The following is an 18,483-nucleotide window of genomic DNA, read 5'->3' as shown; positions in this document are numbered from 1 at the left end:
CGCCAGGACTCGGGGCGACGGGCGGTTCAGCTCGACCGGGGAGGTTCGGCCGGTCAGGCCTTGCCGCTGATCGTGCGGCGGCGGCGGGCGATGAACAGCGTGCCGCCGACGGCCGCCGTGACGACGAGGCCCGCTCCGACCGCCATCTCGGCCGAGCTGGGCGCGACCGAGCCGCCGAGACCACCCTGCGCGCCCCTGCCCGTGAGAACGGTGAACTGCGCCGTCGCCACCGTCTGATTGTTGTTGTTGTTGAAGTTGTTGTTGTTGAAGTTGTTGTTCTGGTTGTTGCCGTTGCCCTGATTGTTGCCGTTGTTGTGGTTGTTGTTGCCCTGATTGTTGCCGTTGCCCTGGTTGTTGCCGTTGCCGTTGTTGTGGTTCCCGTTGCCGTTGCCCTGGTTGTTGTTGCCCTGGTTGTTGCCGTTGCCGTTGCCGTTGCCGTTGCCGTTGTTGTGGTTTCCGTTGCCGTTGCCCTGGTTGTTGTTGCCGCCGTTGTCGTTACCGTTTCCGCGGTCGTTGTCGTTACCGTTTCCGCGGTCGTTGTCGTTGCCCTGGTAGTTGTTGCTGCTGCCCTTGTTCCCGACAGTGTTGTTGCACCGGACGGCCAGGTTGTACTGGCCCGGCGAGGCGTTGTCGTTGATCCGGGCGATCGCCGTCGCGATGCCGCCGCGGTTCTCCGAGAGGTTGACCTGACGGAAGGCGTTGGACGTCACCGTGCCGCCCCGGTTGCAGCCCCGGACGCTGATCGTCAGCGTGCCGCCCTGGTGGACCGACCGCGGGTTGACGGAGACGCTGAGCGGGCTGTTGCCATTGTTGCTGTCACCGCCGGCGGCGGCCAGCGGGGCAGACAGCCCGACGGCCACGCACGCGGCCGCGGCCACTGCGAGAGTGCGTGAAGCACGCATCGTGAACCTCCAGCGGAAGACGCTCCGAAGCGGCGCCCCGGGAAAATCGACGAGTACGCCTTCCATGACGAACCCTCACCGTGTGCACCTTTCTTCGCATTTCGGCGCTGGTCCACCCCGGTGAGACGACACGCCGACGACACGCCCACATGACTGACGGACCCGCAGGTCACAGACCGTCAGAGTTTTTATCGGCCCGGTGACACGGATGGGTCACCCCGACTGGCTCTCGCCACCCGTTCGCCCTTCCCTCCTCGCCAGTCCCGTGACGCTCACTTAGCGTGCCTACAGGCGCCTGAAAAAGATGACAAAAGGGAGAATCATGGGCGAGGACTACAACGGCTCGGTGTCGAGGAAACGCTCGCCCTGGGGCGTGGTGGCCCTGGTGATGCTCACGGGGATCGCGATGATGAAGAACGGCGTCGACGTCGGCCTGGGGCCGCCCCAGCCGGCCGCCGCGGCGTCACTCGCCCGGCCCAGCGGCGAGACGTTCACCCCCCTCCTCACCCCCAAAGCCCTCAGCTACGCCCCCGCGGCCCGGGTGCACATCCCCTCGATCAAGGTCGACGCCCCGATCATGAACGTGGGTCTGGACCAGGACGGCTGGATCGAGGCACCCCCGGCCGAGGACCCGAACATGGCCGGCTGGTACCAGAACGGTGTCGCCCCCGGGCAGCGTGGGACCGCGGTCGTCGTCGGCCATGTCGACAACCTCTCGGGCCCGGCGGTCTTCTACGGCCTCGGCTCGCTCGAGAAGGGCGGGCGGATCGAGGTGAGCCGGTTCGACGGCAAGACGGCGGTCTTCGAGGTGTACGGCGTGGAGGTGTTCTCCAAGGAGAACTTCCCCGGCAGCCGCGTCTACGGCGACACCGGCTACGCCGAGCTGCGGGTCATCACCTGCGGCGGCGGCTACTCGAAGGCGCAGGGCTACGACGGGAACGTCGTCGTGTTCGCACGGATGGTCAAGTCCCTCTGACCTCCGCCGCCTTGTGCCTCGGGCAGCCGCCGCCGGCCGCTCAACGCCGGGGGACGGTGATCCGGTACCCGCCGTCCAGCAGCTTCGGCAGGTAGCTGCGCAGAGCCGCCACGCTCTGCGCGCGGTCGCCGCCGGCGTCGTGCGAGAGGACCACCACGCCGGGCCCGGCGCCCTCCATCACCCGGCGCACGATCGTCCTCGTGCCGGGCTCGGTCCAGTCGAGCGTGTCGACCGTCCAGGCCAGCGGCTCCATACCGAGTTCGGCGCCGATCTCGAAGGAGTGCTTGTTCCAGGCCCCGAAAGGGGCCCGGTACCAGAGCGGCGGGGTGCCGAGCACGTCCTCGATCACCTCGCTGGTGCGACCCAGTTCGCTGCGGATGCCGGACGGCGGCAGCTTCGTGATCAGCGGATGGGACCAGGAGTGGTTGCCCACCACATGACCGTCGTCCGCCATCCTGCGGAGCAGATCGCGGTTGTCGGTGGCCATCTCCCCGCACACGAAGAACATCGCGCGCACGTCGTACTCGCGCAGGGTGCGCAGGATGTCCGGGGTGTAGCGCGGGTCGGGGCCGTCGTCGAAGGTCAGGACCATGGTCCGGCCGGCCTCCGACATTCTGAGGAACGGGCGCTGACGCACCGGCGGCAGAGCCCGCCGGTATCTCGGCGCGGTGTACGCCGTCATGGGCTGGAGCCGGTACGCGGATGCCCGGACGGACGGACCGGCCGCCCGGGGCCCGGAGGCGATCTGAGGGCCGCCTGCCGGGCGGGTGGCCGCACCCCCGGATGTCCCCGGCCGTTCGGTCACGAGCAGCCCCGCCGTGGCGGCGGCGCCGAGACACGCGACGATGCGGAGCGCCGATCGACGCCCCGGAAGCATCTGATCCTTTTTCATGACCAACTGCTCGCATGACAGTCGGTACGCGCGCCGTATCAACACGCGAGTGGCCGCGAAAACACCCGTTCGAGCCGAGCTGTTCGGACAGACGGACGAGATCAGTTCCGGCGCACGAGAGGGAAGGGGAGAGTCTCGCGAATGGTCAGTCCGGTGAGGAACATGACGAGCCGGTCGACGCCGATGCCCAGTCCCCCGGTCGGCGGCATGGCGTACTCCAGCGCGTCCAGGAAGTCCTCGTCGATCTCCATGGCCTCCGGGTCGCCGCCCGCCGCGAGCAGGGACTGCGCGGTGAGCCTGCGCCGCTGCTCCACCGGATCGGTCAGCTCCGAGTACGCGGTGCCCAGTTCCGTACCGAAGGCGACCAGGTCCCACCTCTCGGCGAGCCGAGGGTCGCGCCGGTGCTGCCGGGTCAGCGGTGAGACATCGGTCGGGAAGTCCTTGTAGAAGGTCGGCATCATGGTCCGCTCCTCGACCAGGCGCTCGTACATCTCCAGCACCACGTCACCGCGGGTGTCGTCGGGCGTGTGCGGCACCCCCGCTCCGTCGCACAGCCGGCGCAGCTCGGTCTCCTCGGTGTCGGCGTCGATCTCCTCGCCGAGCGCCTCGGACACCGCTCCGTAGAGCGTCTTGACCGGCCACGGGCCGGAGATGTCGTGTTCGACGAGCTTGCCGTCGCGGTCCGCCTTGTGGGCGACGGGCGAGCCGAAGGCCGCGGTCGCCGCTCCCTGGATGAGTTCCCGGGTCAGATCGAGCATCACGTCGTAGTCGGCGAAGGCCTGGTAGGCCTCCAGCATCGTGAATTCGGGGTTGTGCTTGTAGGAGACGCCTTCGTTGCGGAAGGTGCGGCCCATCTCGAAGACCTTCTCCATGCCGCCGACGCACAGCCGCTTCAGATACAGCTCGGGCGCGATACGCAGGTACAGGTCGAGGTCGTAGGCGTTGATGTGGGTGGTGAAGGGGCGGGCGTTGGCGCCGCCGTGGATCTGCTGGAGCATCGGGGTCTCGACCTCGAGGTAGCCGCGTTCCAGGAGGCCCTGGCGCAGTGCCTGGACCGCGGTGGAACGCCGGCGTACGACGTCCCGTGCGTCCGGGCTCGACACCAGGTCCAGATAGCGGCGGCGGACACGGGCCTCCGGGTCGGCGAGACCGCGCCGCTTGTCGGGCAGTGGGCGCAGGCACTTACCGGTCAGCTGCCAGGCCGTCACGAAGACCGACAGCTCGCCCTTGTCGCTGGCGCCGACCTCGCCGGTCGCGGTGATGTGGTCGCCGATGTCGATGTCGGAGGTGAAGGACCCCAGCACCTGGGCCTCCGTGCTGTCCCGGGTGAAGGCGAGTTGGAGGTCACCGGACCAGTCGCGCAGTACGGCGAAGACGACACCGCCGAGGTCGCGTACGACCATGACCCGGCCCGCCACCGTCACCGTGGTGCCCGTCCGGCTCCCGGGTACCGGGGCGGGATGTGCGGCGCGGATCGCGGCGAGGGTGTCGGTCCGCGGGGGGACGCCGACGGGGTACGGATCGGTGCCCGCCTCCCGCAGCCGCTCCAGCTTGCTGTGGCGGACGCGCACCTGGTCGGGCAGCCGCCGTTCCCTCTCCTGTGCCGGTGAGTCCGGGCCCACCAGTCCCAGCGCCTCGATGGCGGGCAGGCCCTCGGTGGTGACCGGCTTGGTGACGCCTGTGCGGGCGCCCGGCCGGCCGCGGCCGAAGCGCTTGCGCAGGCTCGGGACGGACACGAAGCCCTCGGCGATGCCCGAGGCCAGACCGACCCGGGCGAGTGAACCGGCGTCACCGAAGCAGAGGAAGCGGGGGAACCACTCCGGCTGGTACTTCACGTTCGACCGGTACAGGGCCTCCAGCTGCCACCACTTGGAGAAGATGAGCAGCAGTCTGCGCCACATCCGCAGGACGGGGCCCGCACCGATGCGGGCGCCCTCCTCGAAGGCCGAGCGGAAGACGGCGAAGTTGAGGGAGATGCGGCGTACGCCGAGTTTCGCGGCCTCCCCGCAGAGTTCGGCGACCATGAACTCCATGACGCCGTTGGGCGCGGAGCGGTCGCGGCGCATCAGATCGAGCGAGATGCCGTCCCTGCCCCAGGGCACGAAGGAGAGCAGGGCGGTCAGGCGCCCTTCGCCGTCGAAGGCCTCGACGAGCAGACAGTCGCCGTCGGCAAAGTCGCCGAGCCGGTCCAGCGCCATGGAGAAGCCGCGTTCGGTCTCGGTGTCCCGCCAGGCGTCGGCCTTGTCGACGACGCGCCGCATCTCCTCGTCGGTGAGAGTGGAGTGCCGGCGGATGCGCGTGGTCGCCCCGGTGCGCTTCACCCGGTTCACGGCCTGCCGGGTGACCCGCATGTCACGGCCGTTCAGGTCGAACCGGGCGACCTGGAGGATCGCCTCGTCACCGAGCTGGATCGCGCCGAGGCCCGCGCGGGCGAACATCTTCGCGCCGTCCTCGGAGGCGCCCATCACGGCCGGTGCCCAGGCGTGGCGCTTGGCCACCGCCAGCCAGGCGTCGATGGCCTGCCGCCAGGCACCGTGGTCCCCCACCGGGTCTCCGCTGGCCAGGGCCACGCCGGTCTCGACGCGGTAGGTGACCGCGGCCTTGCCGTTGGGCGAGAAGACGACGGCCTTGTCGCGGCGGGTGGCGAAGTAGCCGAGCGAGTCCTGGGAGCCGTAGGCGCCGAGGAGGGCGCGGATCCGGTCCTCCTCGTCGCCGTGCAGGGCGGCTTCCATGCGCTGCGAGCGGAAGAGCGTGGCCGCGGCGCAGAGCAGGGCGATCGCGCCGAACAGACCGAGGAGGAAGTAGAGCCCGCGCGGCGGGGTGCCGTCGAACTGGCCGGCGGAGGCCAGCCCGCCGAGCACACGGTTGGCGGACCAGACCAGCCGCTGGGACTGCGGCAGGGAGCCGGGGAACAGCTCGACCAGGCCCCAGCCCGCGAGGACACCGGCGGCGAGCCCGAGGACGAGGACCATCAGCGCCCGGCGCAGGGAGCCGCGTCTGGTCCTGGCGTAGAACTCTCCGCGGGCCGCGATGAGCACGCCCAGCGCGAGCGCGCACAGCACCAGGTTGGCGACCCAGCCCCATTCGCGGTCGAAGGCCACTCCCAGGACGTCGGTGAGCAGCACAAGTGACAGATAGACGACCACCAGCCACCAGGCGGTCTTCTTGCGGGCGCCGACGGCCGCGGCGAGCAGCAGCAGGAAGACGGCGTAGGCGAGGTTCGCGCTGACGGGGACGGCGACCTGGTCGACGAAGCGTGAGACGGGCGCGAGCAGGCGGCGCAGGGGCGGGATGAGCGAGATGAGGATGCAGTACACACCCAGCAGGCCGAAGAAGATCGCGAACGCGTTCGGTACCCGGCTCAGCAAGGGGCCGCGTGCCTGAGAGGGCTCCTGCACGGTGACACTCATGATCAGACTGTACGGAGACCGGCCACGGCCCGCCTCTCGGGAGCGGATAGCCTCGGCTGTGTGACTGAGCAGCGACCTCACCGTTTCGAACGCGGCACCGACGGCCCGAAGGTCATCGTCGCCGGTGTGGACGGTTCCGACTCCTCCCTGCGGGCGGCGGCGTACGCCAGTGGCCTGGCCCGCCGCCAGAACGCCCTGCTGGCGGTCGTGTACGTCCAGCCGGTGATGACGACCGGCGCGGCGCTGGGGGTGCCGGTCGCGGACACCACCGAGGAGATAGCGGAGGGGCTGGTCGCCGAGATCCGGTCGGCCGCCGAGCGCGTCCGGGAGATCTGGGAGGTGCGCTGGGAGTTCCACACCTTCCGCGGCGATCCCTACAGCGGCCTGGTGAGGGCCGCAGACGAGCTCAAGGCGGACGCCGTGGTCGTCGGGGCGTCGGAGTCGGCCGGTCACCGCTTCATCGGCTCGGTGGCGGTACGGCTGGTCAAGGCCGGACGCTGGCCGGTCACCGTCGTTCCCTGACTTCCCGTTCGGCCGTCCGGTGGTCACTGCGGAGCGCTCGGCTCCGGATTCCGCCCGGCGTCTTCCGTCCCTGCCGGGCCTGCACCATCATGAGCCGCCATCGGTCCCACCAGACCTTCGGAGAGGTGAGTCATGGCAGGCCTGTGGTCAGGGCAGGGCGTACTGCGGCGCAAGCCCATCGAGCGCATCGAGGAAGGCGGCACGGCCGAACAGCTCACCAGAACGCTCGGCCTGTGGCAGCTGACCGCGATCGGTGTCGGCGGCATCATCGGAGCCGGCATCTTCACCCTCGCGGGCACGGTCGCCAACGGCACGGCGGGCCCCGCGGTGCTCATCTCGTTCCTGATCGCCGGTGTGGCGAGTGCGGCTGCGGCCTTCTCCTATGCAGAGTTCGCGGGGCTCATCCCGAAAGCGGGGTCGGCGTACACCTACGGCTATGCCGTACTCGGCGAACTGGCGGGCTGGTTCATCGGGTGGGATCTCCTGCTGGAGTACACGGCGATCGTGGCGGTCGTCGCCATCGGCATCTCGGGGTACTTCAACTTCCTGCTCGGCGAGACGGGCGCCGAACTGCCGAAGTGGATGCTGGGCGCACCCGGCACGGGTGACGGACACCGGATCGACCTGTTCGCCGCGATCCTGTGTCTGCTGATCGCCTACCTGCTGACGCTCGGCATCAAGAACGCGGCCCGCTTCGAGACGGTCGTGGTGGTGCTGAAGGTCCTGGTCGTGCTGCTGGTGATCGGTGTCGGCGTCTTCCACATCGAGACCGCGAACTACAACCCGTTCTTCCCGTTCGGGGTGAGCGGAGCGTTCACCGGCGCGGCAACCGTCTTCTTCGCGGTCTTCGGCTACGACGCGATGTCGACCGCGGCCGAGGAGTCCAAGGACGCGCAGCGCCACATGCCGAAGGCGATCCTGTACTCGCTGGCGATCTCGATGGTGCTGTACGTCCTGGCGTGCCTGGTGCTGACGGGTATGCAGAACTACAAGGACATCGACCCGGAGAGCGGCTTCTCGACGGCCTTCAAGTCGGTCGGACTGGGCGGCCTGGCGGACGTCATCGCCGTCGGCGCCATCATCGGCATCCTCACGGTGATGTTCACGTTCATGCTGGGCGTGACCCGTGTCTGGTTCTCCATGAGCCGCGACGGACTGCTGCCCAAGTGGTTCGCCAAGACGCACCCGACACGGCATGTTCCGACCCGCGTGACCTGGATCGTCGGTGTGGCGTCGGCGGCGATCGCCGGCTTCCTGCCGATCGGCGAGGCGGCGGAACTGACCAACATCGGCATTCTGCTGGCGTTCGTGGTCGTGTGCGTGGCAGTCATCGTGCTGCGCTATCGGCGACCCGATCTGCCGCGTACGTTCCGCTGCCCGGGGATGCCGTTCGTCCCGGCGATCGGCGTGGTGTTCTCGATCTGGCTCATCACCTTCCTGGCCTGGCACACCTGGGTCCGCTTCGCGGTGTGGCTGCTGATCGGCCTGGTCATCTACTTCGCGTACTCCTACCGGAAGTCGGACCTGGCGACGTCCCAGGATGCCGGGCGGGAGAACGGGTTGCGCTGAGGCACCGGCCCGAACCGCGGGCGGGGAACGCAGTCGGTCCCCGCCCGCTCAGCGGCCCCTGGTCAGACCGTCCGCCGCGGCGCCGCGGCTGAGCACGGCGGCGCTGACGGCAGCCATCGCCTCCTCGCGGTCGCCACCGGCGACGCCCTGTGCCGGTGCGTCCGCCGGATGCACCCCGAGCCCCGAGGCGACGCCCATCCACTGCGGCACGAACTCGGCCTTCGCCACCTTCCAGCGTCCTTCGGGACGGGCGGGCGGCGCGAAGGTGAAGCGGGCGATGGTCGCCCGGTCGCCGCGGGGGTCACGCCGACCGTCGGGGCCGACTCCCTCGGCTCCCGCGCCGGCTCCGGCGAGCTGGTCGCCCGTCCCGTAGACCACCCAGATGCCGTTGACCTTCTCGTACGCCTGCGGGACGTGCGCGGCGGCGCCCACGATCACGTCGATGTCCGGGCGTCCCGCGGTCGTCGAGGCGGTGAGCGCGCCGGCGAGCGCCAGTTGCCGCTCGTCGGGGGCCGTCTGCCATGCGGTGCCCCAGTGCAGGCTGACGAGGACCACATCCGCGCCCGCTCTCCGGGCGGCCCGGGCGTCGGCGACGATCCGCTCCTCGTCGATCAGCGCGACCGCCCAGGGCTGTGCTTCGGGGAGTCGCGCGCCGGGCGGGCCGTAGGTGTAGGACAGCTGGGCGACCCTGGCACCGCCGGCTTTCAGCCACGCGGGCTCATGTGCCTCGGTGGCCGAGCGGGCGGTGCCGGCGTGTCTGATGCCGGCGGTGTCCAGTGCGTCCAGGGTGCGTTCGACGCCCGCGGCACCAGCGGCCAGGGCGTGGTCCGAGGCAGTGGAGCACGCGTCGTATCCGATGGCCGCGAGGTCTCTCGCGAGCTGGGGCGGGGAGGTGAAGGCGGGGGCACCCGGCTCGTCGCCGCCTTGTTCCTCCGCCGTTTCGAACACCGTCTCCAGATGACAGATCGCCAGGTCCGCGTCGGAGACGACCGGTCGGACGCCGGCCAGCACCGGGCGGAAATCGTAGCCGTCGCCCCGGGCATCCGCGCGGGCCCGCCGGACGATCGCGTCGTGCGGCAGGATGCCACCGCCGGCAACGAGGGTGAAGCCGCGTGCGGCTGCCGCGCCGCCCGCGGCCGAGGGCACGGACGCGGGACGCTCGGAGCGGCCGTCCGCGGACCAGGGCCCGCCGTCGGATCCGGCGCAGGCCGCCGTCGCCGCGAGCAGCACGGCGGCGACCGCGGCCGCTCCCCGTCGCGTGAGCGAGGTGTGGCCCTGTGGCGGGCGGCATGCCATGGAGTGCTCCCGACCCATGCGAATCCGGCGTAATGGGGCAGATCGAATGCATCGTTCGAGCCGGGGCGCGTCAAGCGACCCGGCCGCGCGGGTCACTGGATCGGACCTGATCCCGGGCCGGTCCCGGACCTGATCCCGGGCCGGTCCCGGACCTGATCCCGGCCCGGTTCCGGACCTGATTCCGGCCCGGTTCACCGGCCGTCGGTATCCGGCCACCCGCTCACCGCACCATTCGTCGCTCCGAGCGACCGCTCGCCGAAGACAGTGGTGCGCCGTCTGTCCCTTCGCGCCCGGATGCGTTCGTATACGCCACGTAGCAGCGACCTCCGCGCGAAAGGGTGTTGGCAATGGCGACGGCAACCGTGACCGCTTCCGCGACGACCGACGAGCGGGCCATGGCGGACCTGCAACGCGAGCACGGCCCCGCACTCCTCAGCTTCCTCCAGGGCCTGACCTACGGGGACCAGCAGCGCGCGGAGGACCTGCTCCAGGAGACCCTGGTCCGCGCCTGGCAGCACCCGGAAGCCTTCGAGGCTCCGTACGAGTCGATGCGGCCGTGGCTGTTCACGGTCGGCCGCCGCCTCGCCATCGACGCGCGCCGCTCCCGTCTCGCCCGCCCGACCGAGATCGGCGACGGGGTCCTCGCCACCACACCCGATCCGGCGGACGTCACCGAGTCGGCCGTCGCCGCCCTCGACGTCCGCGCGGCCGTCGAGTCCCTGAGCCCCGACCACCAGGCGGTGCTGGTGCGGATCTACTTCGAGGGACTGAGCGTCAACGAGGCCGCGGAGTCGCTCGGGATACCGCCGGGGACGGTCAAGTCGCGTTCGTACTACGCGCTGCGTGCCCTCGCCCGCTGCCTCCCCGGCTATGCGCGCCCACGCCCGGCCGTGAGGCGCTGACCCGGGCCAGGTGTATCAGTCGCTTGACACAGTTGCCCTCCGGGCGCCAGATTGTCTCAAGCGATTGATACGCATGGCCGGCCATCAGGGGGTTCGCATGTCCACCACTCCGGAGTTCCGCACCGACTGGCGCAGCTGGATCGACACCCCGGTCCGCTGGACCGGGCTCGCCGCAGGTGTCGTGGTGAACAAGCTCGTCACCTTCAGCCCCGAGTCCGACGTCGACCTGCTCTACGCCATCCCCGTCCTCGGTATCTGCGCCGTCGGCGGAGTGCTGCTCGCGGACGTGGTCGCCCATCCGGCGGCGCGCGGAGTGCGGCAGGCATCGGTGGCGCCCCGCCGGATACGTGACCACATCCCGCGCGGGCTGGCGTCGGCCCTGCTCGTACAGGCTCTGCTGCTCGTCGTCCTCCTGGCCGTCGCCGTCGCGACCGCCTCCACCGACGCCACCGGGCACGCAGGCCGCGCCGTCGCCGCCGCCTGCGGCGGACGGGACCAGTTGGTGGGGCCCTGGCCCGGGCCGTACTACGCCTGGCCGGTGCTCGGTGGACTCGCTGTCGGGACCGCGGTGTGCGCCGCGACACTGCGGCGCATCACGATGCGAGCGGCCGACGACGAGCAGCGCCGGGTCAGGGCGCGCGCAACGGTCGGCGCGTGGGGTCTGCTGACGGCAGCACCGTTGTTCGCCGTGTCGCTGACCATGGCGACCGCGATGCTCAGCCTGAGCTGTGGTGGTTGGATGGAGACCGTGAGCCTCTGGGCCCTCGGAATCATCGCGTTCGTCTCGGCACTGACCGCCGGCTGGTGCCTGGGCGCCCTCCTGCTGCCACAGGCGCACATCAAGGAGCGTCCGTGACGGCCACCGGCCCGACGATCCGGGTCGACCCGGCCACACCCGTGCCCCCGTACGAGCAGATCAGACAGCAGTTCGCCGATCTCATCGCGGTCGGCCGGATGCGCGAGGGCGACAAGCTGCCTCCGGTGCGCCAGCTCGCCTCCGACCTCGGTCTTGCCAACAACACCGTGGTCCGCGCCTACCGGGAACTCGAGTCGGCCGGGCTGGTGCACAGCCGGCGCGGCTCCGGCACCCGTGTCGCCGCCGTCGCGACCGGCCCCGACGCCGCCACCCGGCTCGCCGACCACGCCCGCCACTTCGCCGTCGCCGCCAGGAACCTCGGTGTCACCGACGAAGACGCCCTGACCGCCGTACGCCACGCGCTCGCCACACCCGACGGCTGAGAGGACCCGGCCGATGAGCGACATCGCCGACCGATACCGCAGGCACGCCGACGACTTCGAGAGCAAGGTCGCCGCCGTCCGGACCGAGCAGTGGGACAACCCGTCGCCGTGCGCTCGTTGGTCCGCCCGGGACGTCGTCGGACACATCGTCGTGATGCACGGCGTCATGCTGCGCCCGCTCGACCGCCGCCCCTCCCGCGCACCGTCCGTCGAGAAGGATCCCCTCGCCGCCTTCCGGGCCGCGCGCGCCGATGTCGAGGCCGTGCTCGACGACCCCGAACTCGCGGCGGCTCCCTGCGAGACACCCAGCGGGCCGCTGACGGCCGAGCAGCACATCGACCGGGTCGTCAGTGACGACCTGGTGCTGCACGGCTGGGACTTGGCGCGGGCGACCGGGCAGGACGAGACGATGCCCGCCGACGATGTGGAGCGGATGTGGCGCGGCACCTCCGCGATCCCGGCCGAGGTGATGGAGAAGTTCCGGACGCCCGGCGCGTTCGGTCCGGGGGTGGAGGTCTTCGGCCCCGAGGTGCCCGTCCCCGAGGACGCTCCCCTCCAGGACCGGCTTCTCGGATTCATCGGACGCGATCCTCGCTGAGACGCCTCGCGTACGGCACGAGCCGCCCGCTCCCTTCCGGAGCGGGCGTCGTCGTACCCGCCCCATGCCGGACTCCAAACCTCGGCGGCGCAGTCACGTGCGCCCCTGATGTCCCGCCGGTTTCCCCGTCTCCCTGGGGCCACGGCCAAGGGGCGACAGTATGCGAAACCTCACGGTGAAGTTGAGTAAAGATGCGCCCTCAGCCGTGTCACACGGTGGAGGCTCGTCTCCGAGTCGGCACACGACGTCGTCCGGAAGAAGGTGGGAAGGTTGCAGCCCGAGAGCACGAACGGCACTAGCGGAGGCGCGCTGGCAGTCCCCATGGCATGGCTCTGCGCCGAGTACATCGCCGACGAGATGCTCCGCACCGGCGCCCTCGTGGAGGGCGGCTCGCTCGAATACCGGGCGGGCCGCGAGACGCTGGCGCTGACCATCTACCTCTGTGACGGTTCGGACGAACTGGCCGGTGTCCGCGCGGTGTCCAGGATCGAGGAGTGGCTGAACCTCACCTCGTACGGACATCCCTGGCCGGCCTGGGCACGGGAGAGACTCGACGCACGCGGCGAGCGGGAGCGGCGGCTCGGCGGCGGACCCGATCCGGATCTCGCCCTGGCCCGCGACTCGTGGAAGTGGCTGCGGCAGACCGAACTGCTCGCCGCCGACCTCGGCGACACGGAACCGTGGCACCCGGCGAATCCGCTGGACGCGTCCGTCGACGAGCGCGAACAGATATGGATGCCCGCCTGGCAGCTGGGCCTGCCGCTGAGTCATCTGGCCATTCACCTGTTCTGACCGGGCAGTTGTCAGGGGCCCGGCCGCCGGCCGCAGTCCTTGAGCGCGATCTCCAGCTCGACGTACGACTCCTCCGCCCGGCGGAAGGCGACTTCGAGGGCCGCCTCGGCGCGTGGGCCGACCAGACCCTGGGCCGACTGCCGGATCTCGTACAGCACGTCCGCCCAGCGCCCCGCGGCGCTCTTGACCGTGGCGAGCAGTGCCTCGATGTCCCCCGGGTCCGACGCCGGGGTCGCCGGCAGGCTCCGCAGTTCCGCGAGCAGCGCTTCGATGTCGGACATCAGACCCCTTACCTCCTGATCAAGGCTAGGCCGCTGCCGGAGCCCGGTGCGTCGAATCCCCCCGTCTCTCGGCCAGCGGATGACGCCCGTCGCCGGGTGGGCCTGTCCCGCGACGAACGGTTGCCCCCGTCCGGTGAACGGTCGGCGGGACGCGTCCGGCGAAGGGTCGCCGGGCATGTCCGGTCACCGGTGTGCGTGAGGCCCCCGGGCCGTCGGCGCGGAACGCCGGCCTCCCCGCGGCCGGCGCGGTGGGTCAGCTTCCCGCGTGCCGCATCAGCAGGTCCCGCAGCTGCCGTGCGTGACGCCGGCTGACGGCGAGTTCGGCCGAACCCACCCGGACCGTCGTCGCCCCCGCGTCCAGGCGCAGTTCGTCGATACGGGCCAGCGCGACGAGATGGCTGCGGTGGATGCGGACGAAACCGCGGGAGGCCCAGCGCTCCTCCAGGGCGGACAGCGGGATGCGGACGAGGTGGCTGCCGTCCTCCGTGTGCAGCCGGGCGTAGTCGCCCTGCGCCTCGACGTAGGCGATGTCGTCGACCGCCACGAACCGTGTGACACCGCCCAGTTCGACGGGTATCTGCTCGGCGGTGTTGTGGACGGGCGCACGGGTGGCGGGGACGGTCACCGCGGTCTCCTGCTCGGGGTGCCGGGGCTCGCGGGCGGCGAGCACCTGGTCACGCACCCTGCGCACCGCCTCGGCCAGCCGCTCCCTGCGCACCGGCTTGAGGACGTAGTCGACGGCCTTGAGGTCGAAGGCCTGGACGGCGAAGCCCTCGTGCGCGGTGACGAACACGATCAGCGGCGGCCTGGCGAAACCCGCGAGCAGCCGGGCGACATCGAGTCCGGTGAGCCCGGCCATGTGGATGTCCAGGAAGACGACGTCGATGCCGTCCTCGCCGTCCGGCCCCGCCTCCAGTGCGCGGCTGATCCGGCGCAGCGCCTCGGTGGCGTCCGTCGCCCCCTCCGCGCTCGTGACCCGGGCGTCGGAACGCAACAGATAGAGGAGTTCCTCGAGCGCCGGATTCTCGTCGTCTACCGCCAGTACACGCAGCATGCTGCGGAGTTTAGGCGCGCCCCGATCGCCGGGGCCACGGTCCTTCGCCCGCGGGAAGGGGTCCGCGAAGACAGTTCGTCTTTCGTGGCCGCGGTTGAGCAGAGAACGCGCCTGATCCGTATTCAACGGCGACCGACCGCAACGGACACAGCACGGCCAGAGACGAAACGAGGACGCCATGGGCATGCAGCAGCGGCACCAGGACGTGGCCGCCTATGCGCTGGGCGTGCTGGAACCGGGGGACGCGTTCCGCTTCGAGGAGCATCTCGCCGAGTGCGTGCTGTGCACAGTACAGCTCTCGGACTTCTCGTCGGTCGCTTCGGCGATTTCCGACCTCACGGGGCCCGGCGTGATCGCGTCCCGGCCCTCGCCGCGGCTGCTGGAGCGGCTGACCGAGGAGGTCGCGCTGATGCGGAGGCGGAGCAGCAGACGCCGGCTCCGGCTGGTCGCCGCGGTGGCGGCCCTGATCGTCGCCCTTCCGCTGGGCGCGCTCGCGATGCGGACCCCGCAGGACCCCGCGCCGCCGGCGGTGGCGGGCAAGCAGGTCACGGTGAAGGACGCCGGTTCCGGCGTCACGGCGTCCGCCTTCGTGGAGGACCGGATGTGGGGCACGGCGGTCGCGATGCGGCTCTCGGGCCTCACCGGACCGGGCTCCTGCCGGCTGGTCGCCGTCGGCAAGGACGGGATCGAGCATCCGGTGCTCAGCTGGCGCGTTCCCCGGGGCGGATACGGGACGGATGTCCCCGGTCATGCCAAGCCCCTGGAGATCGAGGGGGGCACCGACCTGGCGAGCAGTGACATCGGCCGCTGGGAAGTGCGGACGTTCGACGGCAAGCCGCTCCTGACGATCAAGTGACGGTCAGGAGCTGAACCGAGCGCGGGCGCACCGCGATCGGACTACTTCAGCAGCCGCGACAGTCTGCGGTCGGCCAGCGGTTTGCCGCCGGTCTGGCAGGTGGGGCAGTACTGGAGCGACGAGTCGCTGAACGAGACCTCGCGGATCGTGTCGCCGCAGACCGGGCACGGCTGACCGGTCCGGCCGTGGACCCGCAGACCGCTCTTCTTCTCCGCCTTGAGCCGTCCCGCCGCGACTCCGCGCGAGCGCTCGACGGCCTCGCCGAGGGTGCTGCGGAGGGCTTCGTACAGCGTGGTGATCTCCTCCTCGCCCAGATTCTGCACCGGCTTGAAGGGCGACATCTTCGCGGCGTGCAGGATCTCGTCGCTGTAGGCGTTGCCGATCCCCGCGATCAGACTCTGGTCCCGCAGCGCGCCCTTGATCTGCCGTCGCTCTCCGGCGAGCAGCGCGGCGAACGCGTCGCGGTCGAACGCGTCGGCCAGCGGATCGGGGCCGAGACGGGCGACGCCCGGCACCTCGCCGGTGTCGCGGACGAGATGGACCGCGAGCCGCTTGGTGGTACCGGCCTCGGTCAGATCGAAGCCGCTCCCGGAGGCGAGGACGACGCGCAGGGCGAGCGGACCCTTGCCGGGGCGCGGCGGTGCGGCAGGGACCTCGTCCTTCCACTGGAGCCAGCCCGCGCGGGCGAGATGGGTGACCAGGTGGAGGCCGCCGACGGTGATGTCGAGCCACTTGCCGCGGCGTTCCACGGCGGTGACCCCGGCACCCTCGATCGCGGACAGGGGCGGGTCGTAGGTCTTCAGCACGCTGATCGCCAGCGGCAGGACACGGACGATCTCCTGTCCCACCAGGTGGGTGTCGAGGAACTCTCTCAGCGCTTCGACCTCGGGCAGCTCCGGCATGCCTCCAGGGTGCCGCAGGGGCCACAGGGATGCAGGTTCATTCCGCCGGGAGCCCGTAGACCCGGCAGGCGGTGGTCTCGAAGACGGCGGAGCGCTCGTCCTCGCTCAGCCCACCGGTGAGCGTACGGGCGGCGTCCACGACCTCCGCGTACCCCGCGGCGAGCCGGCAGACCGGCCAGTCGGAGCCGAACATCAGACGGTCGGGCCCGAAGGCCTCGACGACCGTCTCGGCGTACGGGGCGAGATCCGCGGTGGTCCAGGTCGCCCAGGCGGCCTCCGTCACCATGCCGGAGAGTTTGCAGACGGTGTTGGGCCGCTCGGCGAGCGCCCGTACCCGGCCCGCCCATGGTTCCGGCTCCTCGGCGGCGATGGGGGGCTTGCCCAGATGGTCGAGGACGAAGGTGAGGCCGGGGACGCGGCTCACCACCTCGACCGCGGCGGGCAGCTGACGGGGCTGGACGAGCAGGTCGTAGACGAGGCCGGCGGACGCGACGGCTTCGAGCCCCCGCCGGACGTCGTCCCGCAGCAGCCAGGCGGGGTCGGGTTCGCCCTGCACCTGGTGGCGGATGCCGACGAGCCGGTCGCCGCCCGGCCCCTCCCGTAGCGCGGCCAGTGTGTCGGCGACGTCGGGGGCGGTGAGGTCGGTCCAGCCGACGACCCCCGCGACGAGGTCGCTGCCGTCGGCGAGGGCGAGGAACTCCGGTGTCTCCTCGGCGACGGTGACGGTCTGGACGAGCACGGTCGCGCGGACTCCCGCGGAGCGCGCCTCGGGCCGCAGGTCGTCGAGCGTGAACGTACGGCGCAGGGGCGCGAGGTCGGGGCCGGTGATCCAGTCCTGGTCCCGGACGGAGAGGTCCCACACATGGTGGTGGGCATCGACGACGGCCATGGTTCACAGCTCCCAGACGACGGGCAGGCCGGCGCCGGCGCCGTCCGCGGTGTAGTCGTGCACGACGTCGAGGAGTTCGGCCATCCGGGCCTGCCAGGCGATGTTGACGGGGAGCGTTTCGAGCGCCGCCAGCAGCCCGGCGTAGTCGTCGCAGTCGAGGAGGTGGAAGAGGTCGGTGCCGCTGCGCCAGATGGTCCAGGAGGTGACGCCGGCGGCGCGGATCGCCTCGGTCAACTCGGCGGGGACCTCGCGGTGGGCGGCTTCGTACTCCTCGACGCGGTCGGGGCGGACCGCGGTGTGCAGCGCCACTCTCATCGGGCGCCTCCGTCCTCGGGCAGCTGGCTGTCCTTCGGCAGGAGCCCTTCGGCGACCAGGTCGTCCCACAGGGCGGTCGGGACGTCGCGGGCGAGGAGGTCCCCCGCGTCCCGGACCTCGCGGGCTGAGCGGGCGCCGACCAGGGCACCGGCGACGGCCGGGTGCCCGAGCGAGAAGTGCAGTGCGGCGGCACGCAGCGGTACTCCGTGCCGTGCGGCGACGGCCTCGATCCGCAGTGCGCGCCGGAGGAGGTCGTCGGGTGCGGCCGTGTAGTCGTACGTGGCGCCCGGGCGCGGGTCGGCGAGCAGCCCCGAGTTGAAGACCCCTCCGACGATGACGCTCGTGCCCCGGGCCTCGGCCTCGGGCAGCAGTTCGGTGCGGGCGCTCTGGTCCAGGAGGGTGTAGCGGCCGGCGCAGAGCACGGCGTCGACGTCGGTGTCGCGGACGAACCGGGTCAGCATGGCGGCCTGGTTCATACCGGCGCCGATCGCACCGATCACGCCTTCCGCACGCAGCCGCTCCAGCGCCGGGTAGCCGTGACGGAAGGCGGCTTCCTCGTGGTCGTCCGGGTCGTGGAGATGGACGATGTCGATCCGGTCGAGGCCCAGGCGGGTGAGGCTTTCCTCGATGCTGCGGCGCACGCCGTCGGCGCTGAAGTCCCAGACGCGCCGGTGGTCGGCGGGAACGGCGAAGCCATGGGCCAGGTCGTCGCCGTCGGCCGGGCAGGGTTCGAGCAGCCGCCCGACCTTGGTGGAGACGGTGTACGCGTCACGGGGCCGGCCGCGCAGTGCCTCGCCGAGCCTGCGCTCGGAGAGGCCGAGACCGTAGTGCGGAGCCGTGTCGAAGGTGCGGATGCCCACGTCCCAGGCGGCGTCGACCGCGGCTGCCGCCTCCTCGGCCGCGACCGGGGTGAAGAGGTTGCCGATGGCCGCGGCCCCGAAGGACAGTTCGGTGATCTCGACCCCGCTGCGGCCGAGCGTGCTTCGTCGCATCCCGCTGCTGCCCCCTCGCCCCTGGCGTCCGCCGACACGGCCGCACCGAGCGCGCCGGTCGTTGCATCGATCCATCGACCCATCGGTGCATCGGTG

General features: G+C 71.1%; 19 protein-coding genes. 9 read left to right on the top strand and 10 right to left on the bottom strand.

Features of this window, described 5'->3' with window-relative positions:
• Nucleotides 1-53 precede the first annotated feature (53 nt).
• Nucleotides 54-902, bottom strand: coding sequence for a hypothetical protein (locus ACFWU3_RS04545; RefSeq protein ID WP_384430980.1), 849 nt, complete (start codon nt 900-902; stop codon nt 54-56).
• A 322-nt stretch (nt 903-1,224) separates the two neighbouring features.
• Here ACFWU3_RS04545 and ACFWU3_RS04540 point away from each other — a divergent pair, with 322 nt between their 5' ends.
• A complete protein-coding gene (locus ACFWU3_RS04540; RefSeq protein WP_384430976.1) occupies nt 1,225-1,878 on the top strand; it encodes a class F sortase in 654 nt (217 codons plus the stop codon).
• Nucleotides 1,879-1,918: 40 nt separating this feature from the next.
• Here the strand turns inward: ACFWU3_RS04540 and ACFWU3_RS04535 are convergent, their stop codons facing one another.
• Nucleotides 1,919-2,770, bottom strand: coding sequence for a polysaccharide deacetylase family protein (locus tag ACFWU3_RS04535; RefSeq protein WP_384430973.1), 852 nt, complete (start codon nt 2,768-2,770; stop codon nt 1,919-1,921).
• Nucleotides 2,771-2,871: 101 nt separating this feature from the next.
• Entirely contained in the window at nt 2,872-6,180 is a 3,309-nt protein-coding gene (gene lysX, locus ACFWU3_RS04530) for a bifunctional lysylphosphatidylglycerol synthetase/lysine--tRNA ligase LysX (protein WP_384430970.1), read from the bottom strand.
• A gap of 60 nt (nt 6,181-6,240) precedes the next feature.
• On the opposite strand from lysX, the gene ACFWU3_RS04525 reads away from it, so the two are divergent.
• Entirely contained in the window at nt 6,241-6,702 is a 462-nt protein-coding gene (locus ACFWU3_RS04525; RefSeq protein WP_384430967.1) for a universal stress protein, read from the top strand.
• Nucleotides 6,703-6,834: 132 nt separating this feature from the next.
• Complete coding sequence (locus tag ACFWU3_RS04520; protein WP_384430964.1) at nt 6,835-8,271, top strand: amino acid permease; 1,437 nt, start codon at nt 6,835-6,837, stop codon at nt 8,269-8,271.
• 48 nt (nt 8,272-8,319) lie between these two features.
• Here ACFWU3_RS04520 and ACFWU3_RS04515 read toward each other — a convergent pair whose 3' ends face one another.
• Complete coding sequence (locus tag ACFWU3_RS04515) at nt 8,320-9,567, bottom strand: CapA family protein (protein WP_384430961.1); 1,248 nt, start codon at nt 9,565-9,567, stop codon at nt 8,320-8,322.
• 347 nt (nt 9,568-9,914) lie between these two features.
• On the opposite strand from ACFWU3_RS04515, the gene ACFWU3_RS04510 reads away from it, so the two are divergent.
• The 5 genes from ACFWU3_RS04510 to ACFWU3_RS04490 all read left to right on the top strand — a co-directional run bounded on the left by ACFWU3_RS04510 (nt 9,915) and on the right by ACFWU3_RS04490 (nt 13,098).
• Nucleotides 9,915-10,469 (top strand): sigma-70 family RNA polymerase sigma factor, encoded by a 555-nt coding sequence (locus tag ACFWU3_RS04510; protein WP_384430959.1) that lies wholly within the window; start codon nt 9,915-9,917, stop codon nt 10,467-10,469.
• A gap of 97 nt (nt 10,470-10,566) precedes the next feature.
• Nucleotides 10,567-11,325 carry a hypothetical protein gene (locus ACFWU3_RS04505; RefSeq protein ID WP_384430956.1) on the top strand — a complete coding sequence of 253 codons (759 nt, stop codon included), beginning with the start codon at nt 10,567-10,569 and terminating at the stop codon, nt 11,323-11,325.
• The gene (locus tag ACFWU3_RS04500; protein WP_384430953.1) at nt 11,322-11,708 is read left to right on the top strand and encodes a GntR family transcriptional regulator; all 387 of its coding nucleotides are present in this window, start codon (nt 11,322-11,324) and stop codon (nt 11,706-11,708) included. The genes ACFWU3_RS04505 and ACFWU3_RS04500 overlap by 4 nt, the downstream gene beginning before the upstream one ends.
• A gap of 13 nt (nt 11,709-11,721) precedes the next feature.
• The gene (locus ACFWU3_RS04495; RefSeq protein WP_384430950.1) at nt 11,722-12,306 is read left to right on the top strand and encodes a TIGR03086 family metal-binding protein; all 585 of its coding nucleotides are present in this window, start codon (nt 11,722-11,724) and stop codon (nt 12,304-12,306) included.
• A 270-nt stretch (nt 12,307-12,576) separates the two neighbouring features.
• Nucleotides 12,577-13,098, top strand: coding sequence for a hypothetical protein (locus ACFWU3_RS04490; protein WP_327677981.1), 522 nt, complete (start codon nt 12,577-12,579; stop codon nt 13,096-13,098).
• A gap of 11 nt (nt 13,099-13,109) precedes the next feature.
• Here ACFWU3_RS04490 and ACFWU3_RS04485 read toward each other — a convergent pair whose 3' ends face one another.
• The gene (locus tag ACFWU3_RS04485; protein ID WP_384430945.1) at nt 13,110-13,379 is read right to left on the bottom strand and encodes a hypothetical protein; all 270 of its coding nucleotides are present in this window, start codon (nt 13,377-13,379) and stop codon (nt 13,110-13,112) included.
• A gap of 253 nt (nt 13,380-13,632) precedes the next feature.
• On the bottom strand, nt 13,633-14,433 hold the full coding sequence (locus tag ACFWU3_RS04480) for a LytR/AlgR family response regulator transcription factor (protein ID WP_384430942.1): 801 nt from the start codon (nt 14,431-14,433) through the stop codon (nt 13,633-13,635).
• Nucleotides 14,434-14,611: 178 nt separating this feature from the next.
• Here ACFWU3_RS04480 and ACFWU3_RS04475 point away from each other — a divergent pair, with 178 nt between their 5' ends.
• Entirely contained in the window at nt 14,612-15,289 is a 678-nt protein-coding gene (locus ACFWU3_RS04475; protein WP_384430939.1) for a zf-HC2 domain-containing protein, read from the top strand.
• Between the two features lie 41 nt (nt 15,290-15,330).
• On the opposite strand, the gene ACFWU3_RS04470 is transcribed toward ACFWU3_RS04475, so the two are convergent.
• The 4 genes from ACFWU3_RS04470 to ACFWU3_RS04455 are packed head-to-tail and all read right to left on the bottom strand — an operon-like array spanning nt 15,331 to nt 18,387.
• A complete protein-coding gene (locus ACFWU3_RS04470; RefSeq protein WP_384430937.1) occupies nt 15,331-16,191 on the bottom strand; it encodes an Fpg/Nei family DNA glycosylase in 861 nt (286 codons plus the stop codon).
• A gap of 37 nt (nt 16,192-16,228) precedes the next feature.
• Complete coding sequence (locus ACFWU3_RS04465; RefSeq protein WP_384430934.1) at nt 16,229-17,080, bottom strand: amidohydrolase family protein; 852 nt, start codon at nt 17,078-17,080, stop codon at nt 16,229-16,231.
• 3 nt (nt 17,081-17,083) lie between these two features.
• Nucleotides 17,084-17,395, bottom strand: coding sequence for an L-rhamnose mutarotase (locus tag ACFWU3_RS04460; RefSeq protein WP_384430931.1), 312 nt, complete (start codon nt 17,393-17,395; stop codon nt 17,084-17,086).
• Nucleotides 17,392-18,387 carry an aldo/keto reductase gene (locus ACFWU3_RS04455; RefSeq protein ID WP_384430928.1) on the bottom strand — a complete coding sequence of 332 codons (996 nt, stop codon included), beginning with the start codon at nt 18,385-18,387 and terminating at the stop codon, nt 17,392-17,394. The genes ACFWU3_RS04460 and ACFWU3_RS04455 overlap by 4 nt, the downstream gene beginning before the upstream one ends.
• Between the last annotated feature and the right edge of the window lie 96 nt (nt 18,388-18,483).

The sequence above is a fragment of the Streptomyces sp. NPDC058685 genome, from assembly GCF_042714725.1.
Classification (GTDB): domain Bacteria; phylum Actinomycetota; class Actinomycetes; order Streptomycetales; family Streptomycetaceae; genus Streptomyces.
This window is presented reverse-complemented; position numbering and strand designations above follow the sequence as displayed.